General features: G+C 62.9%; 15 protein-coding genes. 8 read left to right on the forward strand and 7 right to left on the reverse strand.

Going from position 1 to position 16,756, the window contains the following annotated elements:
- The first annotated feature begins 44 nt into the window (after positions 1-44).
- Positions 45-836 (forward strand): ABC transporter ATP-binding protein, encoded by a 792-nt coding sequence (locus tag JEQ47_RS03140; RefSeq protein ID WP_236020631.1) that lies wholly within the window; start codon positions 45-47, stop codon positions 834-836.
- Positions 833-1,648, forward strand: a complete 816-nt coding sequence (locus tag JEQ47_RS03145; RefSeq protein WP_198874936.1) for an ABC transporter permease — start codon at positions 833-835, stop codon at positions 1,646-1,648. The genes JEQ47_RS03140 and JEQ47_RS03145 overlap by 4 nt, the downstream gene beginning before the upstream one ends.
- On the opposite strand, the gene JEQ47_RS03150 is transcribed toward JEQ47_RS03145, so the two are convergent.
- Both JEQ47_RS03150 and JEQ47_RS03155 read right to left on the reverse strand, forming a co-directional pair.
- The gene (locus JEQ47_RS03150) at positions 1,649-2,179 is read right to left on the reverse strand and encodes a hypothetical protein (protein ID WP_198874937.1); all 531 of its coding nucleotides are present in this window, start codon (positions 2,177-2,179) and stop codon (positions 1,649-1,651) included.
- Positions 2,180-2,259: 80 nt separating this feature from the next.
- The gene (locus JEQ47_RS03155; protein ID WP_198874938.1) at positions 2,260-2,781 is read right to left on the reverse strand and encodes a superoxide dismutase family protein; all 522 of its coding nucleotides are present in this window, start codon (positions 2,779-2,781) and stop codon (positions 2,260-2,262) included.
- 135 nt (positions 2,782-2,916) lie between these two features.
- Between JEQ47_RS03155 and JEQ47_RS03160 the strand changes: the two genes are divergently transcribed.
- Positions 2,917-5,091 (forward strand): FdhF/YdeP family oxidoreductase, encoded by a 2,175-nt coding sequence (locus JEQ47_RS03160; RefSeq protein ID WP_328768038.1) that lies wholly within the window; start codon positions 2,917-2,919, stop codon positions 5,089-5,091.
- 209 nt (positions 5,092-5,300) lie between these two features.
- Positions 5,301-6,395 carry a methyl-accepting chemotaxis protein gene (locus JEQ47_RS03165; protein ID WP_198874939.1) on the forward strand — a complete coding sequence of 365 codons (1,095 nt, stop codon included), beginning with the start codon at positions 5,301-5,303 and terminating at the stop codon, positions 6,393-6,395.
- On the opposite strand, the gene JEQ47_RS03170 is transcribed toward JEQ47_RS03165, so the two are convergent.
- The 3 genes from JEQ47_RS03170 to JEQ47_RS03180 are packed head-to-tail and all read right to left on the reverse strand — an operon-like array spanning position 6,392 to position 9,974.
- The gene (locus tag JEQ47_RS03170) at positions 6,392-7,285 is read right to left on the reverse strand and encodes a TolB family protein (protein ID WP_198874940.1); all 894 of its coding nucleotides are present in this window, start codon (positions 7,283-7,285) and stop codon (positions 6,392-6,394) included. The two genes, JEQ47_RS03165 and JEQ47_RS03170, sit on opposite strands and share 4 nt — an antisense overlap.
- On the reverse strand, positions 7,282-8,628 hold the full coding sequence (locus JEQ47_RS03175; protein ID WP_328768041.1) for a M16 family metallopeptidase: 1,347 nt from the start codon (positions 8,626-8,628) through the stop codon (positions 7,282-7,284). Before JEQ47_RS03175 ends, JEQ47_RS03170 begins: the two co-directional genes overlap by 4 nt.
- Positions 8,625-9,974, reverse strand: coding sequence for a M16 family metallopeptidase (locus JEQ47_RS03180; protein ID WP_198874941.1), 1,350 nt, complete (start codon positions 9,972-9,974; stop codon positions 8,625-8,627). Before JEQ47_RS03180 ends, JEQ47_RS03175 begins: the two co-directional genes overlap by 4 nt.
- A gap of 148 nt (positions 9,975-10,122) precedes the next feature.
- Between JEQ47_RS03180 and ettA the strand changes: the two genes are divergently transcribed.
- Positions 10,123-11,778, forward strand: a complete 1,656-nt coding sequence (gene ettA, locus JEQ47_RS03185) for an energy-dependent translational throttle protein EttA (protein ID WP_198874942.1) — start codon at positions 10,123-10,125, stop codon at positions 11,776-11,778.
- A 9-nt stretch (positions 11,779-11,787) separates the two neighbouring features.
- Here the strand turns inward: ettA and JEQ47_RS03190 are convergent, their stop codons facing one another.
- Positions 11,788-13,176 carry a hypothetical protein gene (locus JEQ47_RS03190; protein ID WP_198874943.1) on the reverse strand — a complete coding sequence of 463 codons (1,389 nt, stop codon included), beginning with the start codon at positions 13,174-13,176 and terminating at the stop codon, positions 11,788-11,790.
- A gap of 50 nt (positions 13,177-13,226) precedes the next feature.
- Positions 13,227-13,421, reverse strand: a complete 195-nt coding sequence (locus JEQ47_RS20560) for a helix-turn-helix domain-containing protein (protein WP_236020632.1) — start codon at positions 13,419-13,421, stop codon at positions 13,227-13,229.
- Between the two features lie 474 nt (positions 13,422-13,895).
- Between JEQ47_RS20560 and JEQ47_RS03200 the strand changes: the two genes are divergently transcribed.
- The 3 genes from JEQ47_RS03200 to JEQ47_RS03210 all read left to right on the forward strand — a co-directional run bounded on the left by JEQ47_RS03200 (position 13,896) and on the right by JEQ47_RS03210 (position 16,636).
- Entirely contained in the window at positions 13,896-14,801 is a 906-nt protein-coding gene (locus JEQ47_RS03200; protein ID WP_198874944.1) for a sulfurtransferase, read from the forward strand.
- A 186-nt stretch (positions 14,802-14,987) separates the two neighbouring features.
- Entirely contained in the window at positions 14,988-16,202 is a 1,215-nt protein-coding gene (locus JEQ47_RS03205; protein WP_198874945.1) for a YeeE/YedE family protein, read from the forward strand.
- Positions 16,199-16,636: a hypothetical protein gene (locus tag JEQ47_RS03210; RefSeq protein WP_198874946.1), complete on the forward strand. Its 438-nt coding sequence runs from the start codon at positions 16,199-16,201 to the stop codon at positions 16,634-16,636. The genes JEQ47_RS03205 and JEQ47_RS03210 overlap by 4 nt, the downstream gene beginning before the upstream one ends.
- Positions 16,637-16,756: the final 120 nt, after the last annotated feature.

Raw genomic sequence — 16,756 nt, forward strand, 5'->3', positions numbered from 1 at the left:
ATGGTCTCGGGGCGGGTCCTTTTCCATCTGATTTGCGAGGCGGTATGGCTACGCCCTTGGTTTCCATCGAGAATGTCGACATGCGCTATGGCGGGCCCGATGGCACGCTGGCGGTGAGCGGGCTCAACCTCAAGATCGAACGCGGCGAGTTCGTCGCCGTGGTCGGACCTTCGGGCTGCGGCAAGTCCACGCTGATGAAGCTGACGACGGGCCTGCATATCCCGCAGTCGGGCGTGGTGATCGTGGCCAACAGCCAAGTGACCAAGCCGGTCTCCATTGTCGGCATGGCGTTCCAGAACCCGACCATGCTGCCCTGGCGCACGACGCTGGAAAACATCCTGCTGCCGCTGGAAATTGTCGAGAAACACCGCCATCGCCTGAGGGCGCATAAGGCGGAGTATGTTGCCAAGGCGGAGAGGTTGCTCGAGACGGTCGGGCTGAAGGGCTTTGGCGACAAGTTTCCCTGGCAGCTTTCGGGCGGCATGCAGCAACGCGCCAACCTCTGCCGGGCGCTGATCCATGAGCCGGAATTGCTGATGCTGGACGAACCCTTCGGGGCGCTGGATGCCTTTACCCGCGAAGAGCTCTGGTGCGTCATCCGCGACCTCCATGCCAGCCAGGACGTGACCATCGTGCTGGTGACCCATGACCTGCGCGAAAGCGTCTTCCTTGCCGACAAGGTGGTGGTGATGAGCGCGCGGCCAGGGCGCGTGATATCCGAGCATGTCGTGCCATTCGAAAGGCCGCGGCAGCTTGAGCTGCTCTATGAACCAGCGTTCAACGAAATGGTGCAGAAGCTGCACGGCGAAATCGCCACAGCGAGGGCTGCGGCATGAGCACGATCGAGACTGTCACCCCCGTCGCAGCGCCACCGCGTCCGGCCTTCAAGGTCAACTGGGTGCGGCTGTCGCCGCTGCTCTATACGGTCGGGTTGTTCGTCATCTGGGAAGTCGGGGTGCGCCTTTCCGGCCTGCCGCATACGATCTTTCCGACACCGACGCGGGTGTTCGAGGCCATCGTCCAGTACTGGTCGCCGATCTGGAAGAATTCGCTGCAGACGCTCTATACCACCGTGCTGGGCTTCATCATCGCCATCGTGGCCGGGCTGGGGATCGGGCTTTTCATCGGCTGGTCGAAGACCATCTATGCCGGGCTTTACCCGATCATGGTGGGGTTCAATGCCATTCCCAAAGTGGCTTTGGTGCCGATCCTCGTCATCTGGTTCGGGATCGGCACGGTGCCTGCCGTGCTGACCGCCTTCCTGATCTCGTTCTTTCCCATCGTCGTCAATGTCGCCACGGGGCTTGCCACCATCGAGCCGGAAACCGAGGATGTGCTGCGAGCGCTCGGCGCGAAGAAGATGGACATCATGCTCAAGGTCGGCATCCCGCGCTCGATGCCCTATTTCTTCGGCTCACTGAAGGTCGCGATCACCCTGGCCTTTGTGGGCTCGGTGGTGAGCGAGACGGTGGCTTCCAATTCGGGACTGGGAAACATGATGGCCTCGGCACAGTCCAACTTCAATGTGCCGCTGGTCTTTGCGGGCTTGCTGATGCTGGCTGTCGAGGGCATCGCCATGTATGCGCTGATGGCATGGGTAGAAAAGCGGATGACCGGCTGGGCTCACCGCTCAACCATGGCGCAGTGATCAGGTGAGCGCGTTCCAGACCGAAAGGACCGGGACGGCGAGAGCGCCGACCACGCTGGGGGCGAGGGCAGCGGCAAAGCCGAAGGCCCTGGCTGCAGGCCGGCGATAGCCGACAAGAAAAACCAGCGAGGCGATGACGAACCAGATGGCCATCAGCGGGGCAATGTTGAGCCACGCATAGGGCAGGGTGGCGAGCAGGGAAAGGTGGACCAGGACGGCGGGGAGCATCAGCGCCACCGTGGTCTGCACATAGTCGTTGTGCTCCAGCGCGCGTGCATCATGGATCGGCGTGCTGGCGAGCGCGGCAAAGCGGCTGCGGCCGAGCTGGATGAGACCAATCATCAGCGGCGCGGCGACGGCGGCCAGGTAGGGCAGGTAGCAGGTCAGCCGATCGGGGATGGCGTCAGAGACGGGGGCCGAGGCCGGATAGATGAAATGCCCGCCGATGATGGCGACGAAAGATGTGGCGCAGCCCAGAAGGATGCCGCGATTGGCGCTCATATCGGCCCCGGTGTCGGTCGCGATGCTCATGAGGCAAGACTAGACGAGCTTGCCCACCGGCGCAAACCGGTTTGCGGAGCGACTTTCTGGCCGCCCCGCAGCGCGGTGGCTTACTGAGCTGGCGCTTCGATCACGGCGCAGAGCAGGCGGTCGCCGGAATTGCCCGACGGGTCGGTCATCTGGTCGTCCGGATCGGCGTGGATCACGAGCGCAGTGCCGTCCTCGTCGAACACATAGCCTTCCTCGCCCTCGACCAGTGAAATGGTGTCCGAAGTCAGCTCGATATTGGCCATGCCATCATCGCCTACGGTAAGGTTCGGAAGGTCGCCGGCATGGACACCCTCGGGGTTTTCAAGGCCGTGCTGATGCTCGCCGGGATTGAAATGGCCGCCGGCCGATTCGAACTTGGCGGAAGCGTCGCAGTCGCCGGTCGTATGGAAATGAATGCCGTGGTCGCCCGGCGTCAGACCCATGGCGTGGCCGGTGATCGACACCGAACCCTCGCCCTGGCTGAGTTCGATTGTTCCGGCTTCGGCGCCGTTGACGTCGATCAGTGTGCCCTGGGCCTCCTGAGCTATGGCGGGGGAGGCCAGCAAGAGGGCCGCCAGCGACAGGCTGAGTGCAATACGCATAGGAATCTCCTCGTGTTCCGATCCGGCCCAACGGTTCGACCTGCAGGCCGTTCCGTGCCGGTATGAATACGAACAAGAGTTGATCGCTTGCCTTGGAAGCTCGCGGCGCCGACAATGGGATTGCGGAGGATCAGTGTGAGCGAGAACAGTCAAATCGTGGGTGGTGGCCCCAAAAAGGTGCTTTACACCCTGGCCACGATCAACCGGATCGGCGTGGGCAAGGCGGCCAAGGCCCTGACGGCGAAGAACACCTGCAAGGCCTGCGCTTATGGCATGGGCGGCCAGCATGGCGGCATGACCAATGAACTGGGGGAATTCCCCTCGGTCTGCAACAAGAGCGTGCAGGCGCAATCGACCGACATCCAGCCGCCGATCCCGCGCGGCATCTTCGAGCATGAAATCGCCGACCTCGCCGAACTCAGCGGACGGGAAATGGAGCGGCTTGGGCGGCTGGGTACGCCCTTGTTCCGCCGGGCGGGCGCTGCCCGCTTCGAGCCGCTGTCATGGGAGGAGGCACTGGATCATGCCGCGCATCGGCTGGCCGAGACCGATCCGGCGCGCAGCTTCTTCTATTCTTCCGGGCGTTCGTCCAATGAGGCGGGGTTTCTGTTCCAGCTCCTGGCGCGCGCTTTCGGCACCAACAATGTGAGCAATTGCTCGTATTACTGCCACCAGGCGACCAGCGAAGGGCTGGCAACGACCATTGGCAAGGGCACCGCCACCATCGAGTTAGAGGACCTTACCGGCGCCGACCTGATCTTCGTCATCGGCGCCAACCCGTCCTCCAACCATCCGCGCTTCATCCATATGCTGAAGAACTGCCGTGAGCGGGGCGGGCAAGTCATTGTCATCAATCCGGCCAAGGAACCCGGCCTGGTGAAGTTTGCGGTGCCGAAGTCGCCTGTCTCCATGCTCAAGGGCGGCAGCGATATCGCCTCGGACTACCTGCAGCCGCGCATCGGCTCGGACATTGCCCTCTTCAAGGGGCTCTGCAAGGCGGTGATCGAGCAGGGAACGGAAGACCGCGATTTCATTGCGCAGCATGGAGCAGATTTCGAGGCCTTTCTCGCCGACATCGCGGCGCTGGGCTGGGACGAGATCACCGATGCCTGCGGCCTCACGCAGGACGAGATCGGCAGGGTCGCGGGGGCTTACGGGCGCAGCCGGAACGCCGTGTTCGCCTGGGGCATGGGCATGACCCACCATGTGCATGGCGTGGCCAATGTGGAAGCCATCGCCAACCTGGCACTGCTGCGCGGCATGATCGGGCGGCGCTATGCGGGCCTGTTGCCGCTGCGTGGACACTCCAATGTGCAAGGCATCGGCACGATCGGGGTGAAGCCGGTGCTGGCGCGGGACGTGCTCAGGCGCATGGAAGATGCCTTCGGGGTCACCTTCCCGGAAGAGAAGGGGCTCGACACCATGGCGTCGATGCAGCTTGCGGCGGCGGGCGGCGTGGACGCGGCGGTCATCATGGGCGGCAATCTCTGGGCCGCGACACCCGACACGGCCTTTTCCACCCGTGCCATGGAGCAGATCGGCTTCAAACTCTTCCTCACCACCACGCTGAACCAGGGCCATGTGCATGGCGTGGGCGACGGCGAGGTGATGATCCTACCGGTGACGGCGCGAGACGAGGAATGGGAGCCGACGACGCAGGAATCCATGTTCAATTTCGTGCGCCTTTCCGATGGCGGCATTACCCGCATCGAGACCGTGCGGCCGGAAAGCTGGATCCTTGGGCAGTTGGGCAAGCGTCTGCTAACCAATTCCCGCATCGATTTCGAGGCCTTTTCGGGCCATGCGAAACTGCGCGACGCTATTGCCGCCATCGTGCCGGGCATGGAGGAGCTGGCCGATATCGACGTGGCCAAACGCGAATTCCACATCCGCAACCGGGTGCTGCATGCGCCTGAATTCGGCACGGTGGATGGCAAGGCGCATTTCGTCGTGACGCCCATCCCCGCCGTGGTGGCCGGGCAACTCATGCTCGCCACAGTGCGCAGCGAGGGACAGTTCAACTCGATCATCTACGAAGAAACCGACAGCTATCGCGGCAAGGCCGGGCGCCATTCGGTGTTCCTCAACGCGGAGGATATGGCGGCGCGTGGCCTGGTCGAGGGACAGCGGGTGGTCGTGACATCCGATGCCGGGCGGATGGAGGGTTTTGCTACACAGTTCGAGCTGCCGCGTGGTTCGGTGCTGGCCTATTATCCCGAGGCCAACGTTCTGGTCGGCACGGCTGTCGATCCGCGCAGCAAGACGCCGGCTTTCAAATCGGTCCCGGTCGAGGTGCGGGCGCAGAATTAGAGCGATTTTTGCCTAGAGCAGAGGCAGACGGGGATTTGATTGTAATTTTCTGCGCAGTTGTTTCGCTTGCTGCACAGATAATAGTCAAATCAGTCGCTTGATGCCGAATTTACGCGGCGTTTACCAAGAAATCCCTAGTATTCGTGGAGCAATGGCGGGTTTGCCGGCCGGCGGCCTATGCGTGACGCGTCACTTTGAAAGCACCAGACATGGACACCCGAAGCAAGCCGGAGGTTGCCGCATCGCCCCGCGCCATGCGGGTGGTGATGGAGGGGATCGGGCAGGAACTGCATACCTATTCGGTGGGCAACCTGCAGATCGTCAAGCAGACCAAGCTGCTCGCCGTCAACGCCATCATCGAGGCGGCGCGGGCAGGGGATGCCGGCAAGGGCTTCGCCGTGGTCGCCAACGAGGTGCAACGCCTGGCCGAGAGCGCTGCCGATATCGCGGCTCGCTTCCAGGACGTGCTGATCGGCCGGATCAGTCTCGGGCGATCCATGTCCGGCACGCTGGTCGAGGAGATGGAAGGCGCACGCCTGACCGACCTGGCGCAGACGCTGGTGCAGCTTATCGTGCGCAATCTCTATGAACGCACGGCCGATGTGCGCTGGTGGGCCACCGATACAGCCTTCTGGCAGGCGCTGGAAAGCGACGACTTGGATGCGCGGCGCTTTGCCGGCGCCCGGCTGGCGACGATCAATCGTTTCTATACCGTCTATTGCGACCTGGTTCTGACGGATTCTCGCGGGCGCGTCGTGGCCAGCGCCAACTCCAATCATGCCAAGGCGCTGCTCGGCGCCGACCTGTCGCGCGAAAGCTGGCTTCGGGCAGCCATGGCGACCAGAAGTGGCGACGACTATGCCGTGGGCGAGGTGATGGAAAGCCAGCACCATGATCGCCGCGAAGTGCTGGTCTATTCCACCGCCGTTCGCGCCGGTGGCCGCACTGACGGGCAGGCGCTTGGGGCACTGGGGGTCTATTTCGATTGGCAGGCGCAGGGACGGTCCATCGTCGAGACCGAAGCGGCGCTGCCGCCGCAGATCGCGGAGCGCACCGAAGTCATGCTGCTCGACGCGCGTGGCCGGATCATCGCCACGACCAATCCGGACCGGCGCTTTTCGCAGTTCGCCGTCCAACATGACGGTGCAGCGCGAGGCAGCTACCTCGACACAGCGGGCAATATCGTCGCCTTTGCCAGGACCCTGGGCTACCAGGAATATGATGGCCTGGGCTGGTGGGGCGTCGTGGTGCAGCGCGCCGAATCCGAGGAAAGCATTCGCGCTTCCCTCGGCATGGCAGGCTAGGCCATCGGGTAGGCCACGTAAGCCAGGCGGCGGCTATCCGGCGCCCAGGAATTGACGTTGATCGTGCCCTGGCCGCCAAAGAAACTGGCCAATACGCGCTGGTCTTCTCCGTCAGGTGACATCAGGCGCAGGAGCACATTCTTGTCGGCCGGATGTCTAAGCGTGCCGGGTGGGTAGCTCAGGAAGACGATCTGCTGGGCATCCGGCGAGAGATGCGGGAACCAGTTCACGTATTCGTCCGAGGTGAGCTGTTCGACGCCCGATCCGTCCACGGCATTCATACGGAATATCTGGGCGTGGCCGGGCTGGGTCGCCGCGAGTTCGGAATTGAAATAGATCCAGCGTCCGTCCGGCGAATATTCCGGCCCGTCATTGGGCATGGTGAGATCAGTCAGCCGCCTGTCGGGCCCACCCGTCGATGGGATGGTGAAGACATTGACCTGCCGGGCGCCCTCGCGCTGCTCCACCGCCACATAGGCCAGCGTCGCGCCATCGGGCGAGATGCCGTGCAGGTAGTAGTGGAACGGGGTGTCATGCGTGTTGGACACGCGCCGCGGCGTGCCGCCTGCGAAGGGCACGGCATAGAGGTGGCCGTCATCCGAGCTGACATAAATGGTGCTGCCATCGGGCGAGAGCACGTGGTCATTGTTGAGATCTGCCAGGTGGCCGGTATCGATGGGCTCGACCGTGCCGCCCGCGGTGGGGATACGAAAGAGCCGTCCGCCGGCATTGAAGACCAGCGTTTGCCCATCGGGCGACCAGTTGGGGGCTTCGATGACCTCATCGGCGGTGAAGATCACCTGGCGATTGCCGTGGAGGTCGACAATGGTCAGTTCGGAGCGCTGGCCGGGCGCGAGTTGGCGCCCGCGACGGGGGAAGGTGAAGGTCATTGATCGCTTCCCGTCTCGTTCTTGCTGGCGCCGGGACCGAGCAGCATCAGGCTCGGCTCCGCAGCGAAGATGCGCTGTGCGACGGCCTGCACGTCCTCGGACGTCACGGCCTCGATGCGGCTTGCCCGTTCGTCGACATAGTCGATGGGCAGGTCGCGCAATTGCTGGCCAACCATGGCGCCGGCAATCGACACTGACGAGCGCAACTGGTTGATAGGATAGGCGCCAATGAGATAGCGCTTGATGCGCTCGAGCTGGGCTGGCTCGGGTCCTTCCTCGGCGACGCGGGCAAGCGTGGCGCGAATAACCTCGATCGTCTCGGCCGCCTGGTCGGGCCGCGTGGCGGTGCTGATGGTGAGCGCGTCGGCGTGGTCGAGATTGACCAGGCCGCCCGAAACCCCGTAGCTGAGGCCGCGTTTTTCGCGCACTTCGACATTGAGCTCGGACAGCAGGCTGCCGCCGGCCAGGATTTCGGTCAGCAGGTAGGCCGGGAAGAAGTCCGCGTCGTCTTCGGCAATGCCCGGCCAGGCGAGGTTTATGAAGGTCTGGGGCAGGGGATAGTCCACCGCCAGTTGCTGGCCAAAACTCATCTCGGCTTCCGGCGTCTCGACGAGGTCGGCCTCCTGCGGCAGCCCGCCGAACACCCGGTCGATCAGGGCGCCGGCCGTGGCTTCGTCCAAGGCACCGACGATGCCTATGGTAAGGTTTTCCCGCGCAAAAATGGCTTGGTGCAGGGCACGGAGATCATCGGCGGTAGTCGCCGCGAGTGTTTCCTCGGTGCCTTCCGCGGGGCGGCCATAGGGGTGTTCGCCGAACAGCGCTTCGCTCCACATCAACCCAGCGGCATAGCCTGGGTCCTGCGAGCGGGCGACGAGGCCCGCCACCAGTTGTGCGCGCATGCGGTCGATGGCGGGTTGGTCGAAGCGGGGCTCGGTGACCGCGAGCGTCAGGAGCTCGGTAGCGCCCTCGCGCTCATCGGCCAGCATCCGCGCGAAGCCGCTGAAGGAATCGAGGCTGGCCGAAAAGCCCATTTCCAGCCCGACAAGATCCTGCCGCTCCTGAAATGCATCGCTGTCGAGCGTGCCGGCGCCCTCGTCGAACAGCGTGGTCATCAGGGTGGCGCGACCGAGCTTGTCCGCAGGATCCTGGGTGGCGCCGCCGTCAAAGGCAAAGGCGAGGGTGATGATGGGGACAGTATAGTCTTCAACCATCCAGGCAGTTATGCCGCCCGGCGAGGTAAATTCGCGGAAAGCGACTTCGGCCCGGGCGGGGGCGGCGAGGCTCAGAGCGACAAGCGGTGTCGCGAGCGCGACGAGGGTGCGGCGGAGGATGGGGGTGATCACTTCTGGGTCTCCTCGGCCTCGGGCAGCAGATATCCGGTGACGGCAATCTCGGGGCGCAGGTATTCTTCGGCAACGGCCTGCACCTGGTCCGCCGTGACGGCGCCGATGCGGTCGGGCCAGGCAGCAACGTCGTCCACGGTGCGGCCCGTCGTCAGCCACACGCCATAGGTCTGGGCCATGTTGCCCTGGTCGTCGCGCGCGAAGATGGTGCTGCGGATGTAGCGACGCTTCACCCGTTCCAGTTCCGCCTCGGCAATGCCGTTGGCGATGATGTCGTCGATTTCGGCAAAGACAGCTGCCTCCAGCGCCTCCAGCGTGGTGCCGGGGCGCGGCGTGCCGTAGAGGGCGAACGTGCCGTAGTCATAGGCCGAGCCGTCATAACTGGCGCCGGCATTGGCGGCCATGCCGGTCTCGACCACGAGCTTCTGGTAGAGACGGCTGCGGATACCGTCCGAGAGCACGGCCGAGAGCAGGTCCAGCGCCTCGGCGTCGCCATCCGGCGCGGTGCGGTAGGATGGAACGACCCAGTTGCGCGAAAAGCTCGGCAGGGTGACGCGGTCATCGGCATAGGTGACGGTGCGGCTGGTGTCGTGCGGCGGCTCGGACGCACGCTCCCGCTCGGGCAGGTTAGGACCACGCGGCACGAGGCCGTATGTCTCCCCAGCCAGGTCGCGCACCGTCTCGGGCTCGACATCGCCGGTGACCACCACCAGGGCGTTGTTGGGCGCGTAGTAGCGATCGTAGAAATCGAGCGCATCTTCGCGGCTGAGATCGGCGATCTCGTGCGCCCAGCCGATCACCGGGATACGGTAGGGGTGGTTCTGGAACAGGGTGGCGTTGATTTCTTCGGCCAGGATCGACTGCGGCTGCGCGTCGATGCGCTGGCGGCGCTCGTCGAGCACCACGTCGCGCTCGGCATCGATGACCTCGGCGGGCAGCACAAGATTGCGCATGCGGTCGGCCTCGATATCCATCATCTCGTCCAGCGCGTCGGGCGGGATGGTCTGGAAGTAGGCGGTCACATCGGCATTGGTGAAGGCATTGGTGCTGCCGCCAAGCTCGCTCACCATGCGATCCAGCGTCCCGCCAGGGTATTTTTCGGTGCCCTTGAACATCAGGTGTTCGAGGAAATGGGCGACGCCCGATTGGCCCGCCGGATCGTCAGCGCCGCCGACGCGATACCAGATCATATGTGTGACGATGGGCGCGCGGCGGTCGGGAATCACCACCAGTTCCAGTCCGTTGTCGAGCGTGAAATGGCTGGCCTCAAAGGCTGGCTGATCCTGCGCCGCGGCGGGCAAGGCCAGCAGGACGGTCGCAAACAGGGCCGGTAAACTGCGGGTCATCGGCGCGAAGCTCCTTGTCTGGCGGCTCCGGACAGAGCGCGCCGTATGGGTAGGCATAGCGGGATCGGGGATCAAGCCCGGCGGTTGCCTCGCATCGGCCTATCCCCTAAATACGGCGCAAACTTTTCAATCGCGGGATCATCACGCCATGGCACGCCAGTTCATCTATCACATGCACGGAATGAGTAAGGCCTATGCCGGCGGCAAGAAGGTGCTGGATAACATCCATCTCAGCTTCTATCCCGACGCCAAGATCGGCATCCTCGGCCCCAACGGCTCGGGCAAGTCGACGCTGCTCAAGATCATGGCAGGCATCGATACCGAATTCACCGGTGAGGCCTGGGCCGCCGATGGCGCCAAGGTCGGGTATCTGGCGCAGGAGCCGCAGCTCGATCCGGCGCTGAACGTGCTCGGCAACGTTATGACCGGCGTCAAGGAAAAGAAGGACATCGTCGACCGCTACAACGAGTTGATGATGAACTATTCCGACGAAACCGCCGACGAGGCGACCAAGCTGCAGGACATCATCGACAGCCAGAACCTGTGGGATCTCGAATCCCAGGTGGAAGTGGCCATGGAAGCCCTCGGCTGCCCGCCGGGCGATGCCGACGTGACCAATCTCTCGGGCGGTGAGAAGCGCCGCGTGGCGCTCTGCGCGCTGCTGCTCTCCAAGCCCGACCTGCTGCTGCTCGACGAACCGACCAACCATCTCGACGCCGAGACTACGGCCTGGCTCGAACGGCATCTGCGCGAGTTCGAAGGCGCGGTGCTGATCATCACCCACGACCGCTACTTCCTCGACAATGTCACCGGCTGGATCCTCGAGCTCGATCGCGGCCGCGGCGTGCCGTACGAAGGCAATTACTCGGCCTATCTCGACGCCAAGGCCAAGCGCTTCGCGCAGGAAAAGAGCGAAGATGCGGCCCGCGCCAAGGTTCTGGAACGCGAAAAGGAATGGATGGGCCAGTCCCCGCAGGCCCGCCAGGCCAAATCCAAGGCGCGTATCCGCGCCTATGACGAGCTGGTCAAGGTCAACGAGGCCCGCACCCAGTCCCACACTGCGCAGATCATTATTCCGCCCGGCGAGCGCCTCGGCCACAACGTGATCGACGTGGAGGGGCTGTCCAAGTCTTTCGGCGATCGCCTCTTGATCGACAATCTCAGCTTCAAGCTGCCGCCGGGTGGCATTGTCGGCATCATCGGCCCGAACGGCGCGGGCAAGACCACGCTGTTCAAGATGCTGACCGGGCAGGAAAAGCCCGATAGCGGCACCGTCACCGTCGCCGAAAACGTGCACCTGGGCTATGTTGACCAGAGCCGCGACGCGCTCAACCCGAACAAGACCGTCTGGGAGGAAATCTCCGAAGGCGATGACATCCTCATGCTCGGCAAGCGCGAGATGAATTCGCGCGCCTATACCTCCACCTTCAATTTCAAGGGTGGCGACCAGCAGCAGAAGGTCGGCAATCTCTCGGGTGGCCAGCGCAACCGCGTGCACCTGGCCAAGATGCTGAAGAGCGGCGCCAACGTCCTCCTCCTTGACGAACCGACCAACGACCTCGACACCGAAACCCTCGCCGCGCTCGAAGAGGCGCTGGAGGAATTTGCCGGTTGCGCCGTGATCATCAGCCACGACCGCATGTTCCTCGACCGCCTCGCCACTCACATGCTGGCCTTTGAAGGCGACAGCCATGTCGAATGGTTCGAGGGCAATTTCCAGGATTATGAGGCGGATAAGGTGCGGCGCCTCGGGGCTGATGCGGTCAACCCGAAGCGGGCAACGTACAAGCCGCTGACACGGTAGGCGGAGCGCCTATCGGATATCGATTCTGCCGGAATACGGCGCTAGCCTCGCGTCCCGTGCCTCCATCATATCATGGAGCACGGACGCGATCGCTGGTGCCTTAACCGCAGTTCCAGTGGCTCGCAGCTCCTTTGCAATTGCCGACGCCATTGATAGTTTTGGATCCGGCTTTGATAAGGCTAAATCCAGTGCAGCCAACATTTCCGCTATCGAGAAAGTTTGAACGTTGGTCTCGAAGTTGGCAACTCGAGCCTGAGCTTCTTCCACTCGCAACATTTGTGTGTCGGCTATTCGCCAGCCATTAATTTGGCGGCGACTTGACCAGCTATTTGTTGGAACTTCATCGCCAAGGTCCAAACAAAATTCGCTGTCGAACTGACAATCGATCACTTGGCCCAACGTGTACCGCAAATGCTGTAGCATTGAGAAGATGAGTGCCAACATCATTGAGCCGAGTGCCGCACGTTCGTCGCCATCAGGTCGATGCATCAGCTGGTCGGCGTCTGCTGAAATCCGATAGATGTTGTGCAGAAAAAGTACCTCGTCTTCGGGCCTGTCATATCCATATCCCACGTCAGACGGATAACGCACCCAATCAAAAAGATACTCTTCGCCAACGCGTCGAGATACCGGTGCCCATCGAACGCTAAGGTTATTCTTTGATGTAATGAAAACTCGAAGCCGTGCTTGCGGGCGTTGAATTCTTTTGATGTGCTTTTCTTGCGGTGGCACCCAACCTGACGGCGGGCTTAGCAAGTTGTCTATGTTCCATTTCGTGGGGTCGATAAGGTCACCTGCAGTTGCAGACATTAAATCTTCGGCGGCCCTGAGGATCTCGCTGGTTTGCTGGTCGTTTCGGTACTTTTCTATCAGGCCGCACCGTCCGAGCTCGGCAACCGTGAAGCGATACACGTCTACAAGTTTGTCGTGCTCACCCCAAGCATAAGGGCGCACCAAGCTGTCACCAGTGAACAAATGAGCAGCCGAAGCCTTATTTATGCTCGTGGTGAGATGGGTTGAAAGGGATTTTGGACAGTATTTTATGGCCGACTTTAAGAATGCCTCTCTTTGTACAGCAATCACTATAATGTTGTGGACTTTAGCAATTCGTTCATATCGCTGAGGGATGTGTTCGCAAACAAGTATTACTGTCGATATATCTCCGTCATGAGTTAATGAATCCCGGTACTCCAGGCACCTGTAAAGGTGGTGCCGATCCAAGGTATTCTGTTGAACTTCTACAACTACGACTTCTCCTTGGCTGCCTCGGAAGACCAAGTCTGGTACAAACCCACCGATTCTTGGTTGCTGCGAAAGAAGTTCCAAGGGTTGCCCAAGAAAAGCTTCCGGTGCTTCTGCAATGCAATCTTCGATGAATTTTTCTGAGAACAGTTCCATGTACGGGCCTCCGCGAAAGGCTAATCATTCTAGGGTGTGAGTTCCGAATCCTAAATACTTGCTTTTTTCGCAAGAAATCTAGTTCTTGATGGAAGGCTGTCGCTACCTCCCCAACCGCTCCACTTCCTTGCCATCACCGGAGCATGCCCAAACTGCGCCTTGAACGCCCGGCTAAAGGCGCCTTCGGAGGCGTAGCCGACGCGGCGGGCGACGTCGCTGACGCGGGCGTCGACGCGCTTGAGCATCTGGTTGGCGGGGAGTAGGCGCCAGCGAGTTTGGTAGTGCAGGGGGCCGCGCCAATCAGGCTGGAGAAGTGTTTGGCGAAGCTGGAACGGCCCATTCCGGCAACGGCGGCCAGTTCGGGATGCTCCTCAAATGGAATGGAATGTCGTGGATGGCGCGCATGGCCGGCTGATGCACGGATCGGCGAGGATGCCAGGTCAACGCTGGTCCTCGGGTCGCGCCGCAGCAGTGAAGGGCTCAGTTCGGTAAGCAGCCCAGACCATGCAATCTCTTGTGAGACGATAACATGTGTACGGTTGTCGCGTTGTCGGGTGCTATCGCGGTCGAAAACGGAGTTCGATGAGAAACTGGTTCTTTTTGAACCGTAATCCGTGGTGTGGTTTTGCTCCCGGCGGTTGCATTTTGGTCCGCTGGCCCACGATTTCACGACCAGTCCTCTATAGATTTGGTGTCAGACTAATCTCTGGAGCTTTTTCATGCGTTTTGCATCGCTCGTCGCAGCCGCTGCCTTTGTCGTCGCGGCTCCCGTTTTCGCTCACGCTCAGGACGCCACGCCGCTGGTGACGGCCGAGTGGCTCAAGGCCCATGCGGGTGACGAAAACCTTGCCATCATCGATATCCGCGACAAGATCGACGAGACCGATCTGGGCGACCTGCCGTTCATCGCCAATGCCGTCGTCGCGCCTTACGCCACCTATGGCTGGCGCACCGAGGTCGAGGGCGTGCCGGGCCAGATCCCGCCCGATGCCGAGATTGCCGCGCTGATCGCCGGCCTTGGCGTCGACGCCGACGACCATGTCGTCATCGTGCCGTGGGGCACCGACTCGTCGGAATTCGGTGGCGCGACCCGCGTCTACTGGACCTTCAAGTATCTCGGCCACGACAATGTCTCGATCCTCGATGGCGGCTGGCGCCAGTATGACGCCCAGGGCGGCGAGCGCGTTGCCGAGGCGGTGACCCCGGAAGCGGGTGATTTCGTCGCCAATGTCCGGCCCGAACTGCGCGCCACCACCGCCGACGTGGAAGCCGCTCTCGCCTCGGGCGTGAAGCTGGTCGACGGTCGTCCGGAAGAGCAGTTCCTAGGCCAGTCGAAGAGCCCGGTCGTGCGGATCGAAGGCACCATTCCCGGCGCCGTGAACATTCCGCACTCGAACTTCTACAGTGCCGAATATGCCAGCTTTGCCCAGCCCGAGACCATCGCGGCCCTGGCCGCCGGAGCCGGTCTGGCCGAGGGCGAGAAGAACATCGTCTTCTGCAATACCGGCCACTGGGCCTCGATCGCCTGGTTCGCGCTCAACGCCGTGGGCGGCAACGAGAACTCGGCCATGTATGACGGCTCGATGGCCGAATGGGCTGCCGATCCGGCGCGCCCGATTCAGTAGGCTTCACTGGTGACGAGATGGACCACCCGATCAAGTCGGGTGGTGACGATGGGGTAGGATCCGATTTTCCCACGCCGTCATTGCCTGGCTTGACCGGGCAATCCAATCTTCGTTCCACGCATCGGATGTTGCGCCCAGCGGTCGCAGCATCCAAAGCTTTTTCAAGACCTGCACATTTCGAGAATCATGACCGACATTTCCGCAACCGCGCCAAAGTTCCTGCCGCCAGCGGTGGCAGACCGAGGCCCGCTCTTCGTCGCCGCGCTCATGCTGCTGGCCGGCTTCGCCTTCATCACCTGGCAGGTCGACCTGCGGCAGGGCGCTCTGTTCCTGGTCGGCGGCGGGCTGGGCGTCGCGCTTTATCATGGCTCGTTCGGCTTCACCGGCGGCTGGAAGCGCATGGTGTTGGAAAAGCGCGGTCGCGGCATGCGGGCGCAGATGCTGACCATCGGCGTCGCGGCGCTGGCCATGATCCCGCTGGTGGCGGCCGGCAATATCGGCGGACAGGCCATGGTCGGGGCCATGGCGCCGGTCGGCGTATCCGTGCTGATCGGCGCAACCATTTTCGGGCTCGGCATGCAGCTCGGCGGCGGTTGCGGCTCGGGCACGCTGTTCACGGTGGGCGGCGGCTCCGCGCGCATGCTGGTGACGCTGGTCTTCTTCATCATTGGCGCCGTTGTCGGCACCGCGAATCTGCCGTTCTGGCTGGAGCAGCCGGCGCTGCCGGCCATAAGCCTCGGCGCCGAACTCGGGGTGGGTTTCGCCCTGGCGGCGACCATTGCCGGTCTCGGGCTGGTGGCGCTGGTAACCGCACTGATCGAGAAGCGCGTCCACGGCAATATCGAGGCCGAGCCGGCTCCCGCGCGGCAGGGCTGGAGCTGGATTCTCTATGGGCCGTGGCCGCTGATCGGGGCGGGCCTTGTGCTGGCGCTGCTCAATGTCGTCACACTGCTGCTGGCAGGACACCCCTGGTCGATCACTTATGGGTTTGGTCTCTGGGGCGCCAAAATCGCCGATGCCGTCGGCATTCCGGTGGCAAGCTGGGAGTTCTGGACCTGGCCGGCACAGGCGCAGGCGCTCAATTCCTCGGTGCTGGCCGATACGGTTTCGGTCATGGATTTCGGCCTGGTGCTGGGCGCGGCTCTGGCTGCGGCCATTGCCGGCAAGTTTGCCCCCAAGGCCAAGCTGCCGCTGGGCTCGCTGCTGGCGGCCATAGTCGGCGGGCTCCTGATGGGCTATGGCGCGCGCCTGTCATTCGGCTGCAATATCGGTGCCCTGTTCTCGGGAATCGCCACGGGGAGCCTGCATGGCTGGCTGTGGTTCGCGGCTGCCTTTGTCGGTTCATTCGTTGGCGTCTGGGCGCGCCCGTTTTTCGGTCTTGATGGGTTCGCCAGGAAATGAGCACACGCAACACTCTGCTCTTCGGCGCCGCCCTGGCCGTTACCACCGCCGCCATCGCCTATGATCATGCCACCAATCCGGTGCCACCGAGGGTGACCGCGGCAACCGCGACAGCCTCGGCTGGGTCGGCGCCCTGCGCTGCCGGTGCAGCCCCTTGCGTTGCCGGCGCGGTGGCGCCGTGTGCCGCTGGTGCACCCGCGAAGGCCGCGCCTCCGCCACCGCCGGCTGCGGCGCCCTGTGCCGCAGGTGCTCCAGCCAAGGCAGCCCCGCCGCCGCCACCGGCGACTCCACCTGCCGCCGCACCGGAGAAGCTTGCTCCTCCACCACCACCCGCTGTGCCGCCTCAGGAAACGGAAAAGCTCGCGCCGCCGCCCGCGCCGAAGGCCAAGCCTGCCGGTGAAGAGGCGCCCGACCTCGTGGTCGAGGCGGACTGACAGGTCCGTCTCCGTCCATGGGCGGTCGCGCATTCACCATGCGGTCCAAATGGCCTGGGCTTCCTGCAACCAAAGGCGCACAGATGCGTTTGGAGCGGGTTAGGGATGCAGCTTGCACCT

The organism is Devosia sediminis, from assembly GCF_016411825.1.
GTDB classification, from domain to species: Bacteria; Pseudomonadota; Alphaproteobacteria; order Rhizobiales; family Devosiaceae; genus Devosia; species Devosia sediminis.